This is a genomic window from Lishizhenia sp. (assembly GCF_033720595.1).
Taxonomy (GTDB): Bacteria; Bacteroidota; Bacteroidia; order Flavobacteriales_D; family Crocinitomicaceae; genus Lishizhenia.
Genome location: NZ_JAWWCF010000291.1, coordinates 1 through 2249, shown reverse-complemented (window position 1 = coordinate 2249; position 2249 = coordinate 1). Strand labels below are relative to the sequence as shown.

The window sequence follows — 2249 nt, the reverse complement described above, 5'->3', positions numbered from 1 at the left end:
TTACTGATAGTGTAGGTCGGTTTACGATTACGGCAGACTTAACTTCAACGATTAGTCTACGTGTAAGTGCTTCGAGCTACAGTCAGAAATTAGTAAAAGTAAATCCCCAAGAACAACAAAACATTAACATCAGCTTACAACCAGAGCATTTGAGTTTTGATGAGGTAAGCATACAAAGTACCTTGGGTGAAGTTGCTCAGTACAATATTGTGGAGGTAGAGCGCAGAGAAATCAGTGAATTGAATGAAGTTGCAAGTGTTGACCTGGTAGACGCCTTGGCCAAAATTCCTGGAGTAAATCAAAGTAAACTTGGAGTTGGTATTAGTAAGCCCGTGGTTCGTGGGCTAATGGGGTCGAGAGTATTGACGTACCTGAATGGTCTGCGAATAGAGAACCAGCAGTGGGGGGGAGATCACGGTTTGGGGATAGATCAATTGGGAATTGGAGCAGTAGAAGTCATTAAAGGTCCAGCCTCACTTTTATATGGAGCCGACGCATTGGGAGGAGTAATTTATCTCATCGATGAGAACTATGCTGCGCGTAATACCGTGGAGGTGAAAACAAATACGGCTTTTGAAAGCAATAACTTGATGACCAAGAATCAGTTGGGGTTAAAGTATGCCGGAAAAAAACTGAGGTTCAACCTTTATACGAATTATAACAACGCAGCAGACTATCAAATACCTGGAGGTAACTACATCAAAAACTCGAGATTTTACAATAGAAATATTAAATTTTCAACGGGGTTTAACACCAAGAAATGGGTGGGTAATTTGCGTTATAATTATTCCAACGCACGTTACGGAATACCTGGGCACACACATGATACTGTGGTAGAGTATGAAGATTTTATCAGCGATAAACCTTCGAGAAATTTGGCGCTTCCTGCACAAGTCATCAACAACCACTATCTATTATTTGATAATGCATTTTACTTCAAGAACTCTACGTTCAAAGTGAAGTTGGGACAAAGCTTAAATCATCTCCAAGAGTTTGAAGAGAAATTCACGATTCCTGCTTTGAGTATGCAGTTAAATACAAGCAGCTTAAATGCCAATTATAGTTTCAACTGGAGAAAGATAAACATGGTTGTGGGTACACAAGCGTTGTATCAAACCAATACAAACAATCCTTCTGCAGAGGAAAGTATTTTACCCGATGCCACGCAGCAAGACCTGGGACTTTTCGCCTTGGTGAAAGGTCAGTTGAAAGGTCTGGATTACCAAATGGGAGTGCGTGGTGATGTAAGAAATTTAGCCACAAGAGGAGGTAATGCTATCCATAGAAATTACCAGAGTTTTAATTATTCTGCGGGAATAGCAAAACAATGGCAACAACTGGTGTTAAGACTTAACCTTTCTACAGGTTTTAGAGCTCCCCATAGTTCAGAATTATTGGCAGATGGTGTACATCATAGTAGTTTGAGTTATGAGTTAGGTGATGTAAATCTCGTGAGTGAAAAGGCACAACAAATTGATGCGAGTGTCGGTTTAAAAGGGAAACACGTGGAGTTGAATGTCGTTCCTTTTTACAATAGAATTAAGGATTTTATTTATTCACAACCTACGGGTGAGTTTGTAGATAATTTCCCCTTGTATCAATACCAGCAGGCACAGCGTGTGGATATGTATGGTTCTGATATACAAGTGCATTTTCACCCGCATGCCATTCATGACTTACACATTATATCTAGTTTTAGTTATTTACAAGCTTCCTTTGCCAATCAAGATGCTTTGCCTTTACAACCACAAAACAAAATTAATTTAATGGCGAGTTATAGTTTCTTTAGTAAGCACAAATTCTCATTGTCTAAATTCGTCTTGAACATGGATCAATTCTTGGCTCAAAATAGACCTGGGATTATGGAAACTGCAACTCCCGCCTTTTTATTGGTGGATATGGCGCTCCATTTTAAAGTAAAAACAAAACAAGATTTCGCCTTTCAATGCGGCGTGAGGAATCTACTCAACGAAAGTTATGTACCCCACCTTTCTAAATTGAAAAATTACAACATCCCTGCACAAGGTAGGAATGTTTACATCAGCATTTTATTAAATTTAAAATACAACACCCATGAAAAGTAAGTCAGTTATGATGGCCTTTGGAGCCTTGGTATTCGCATCATGTTCAAAAACAGGTTGTCACGAATGTCATTACGAGGATGCTCAAGACCAAGAGGTTGAATTAGGAGAGTACTGTGATGAAGATTTAGAGCAAATCGAAAAAGATGGATATACCGTAGATGGTAC

The 2249-nt window shown here is 39.2% G+C and carries 1 protein-coding gene; it reads left to right on the top strand.

Annotated features, from left to right (window positions below):
* Positions 1-2084, top strand: a 2084-nt coding sequence (locus tag R3333_RS14155) for a TonB-dependent receptor (RefSeq protein ID WP_318959419.1), incomplete at its 5' end; no start/stop codon positions are given.
* Positions 2085-2249 lie beyond the last annotated feature (165 nt).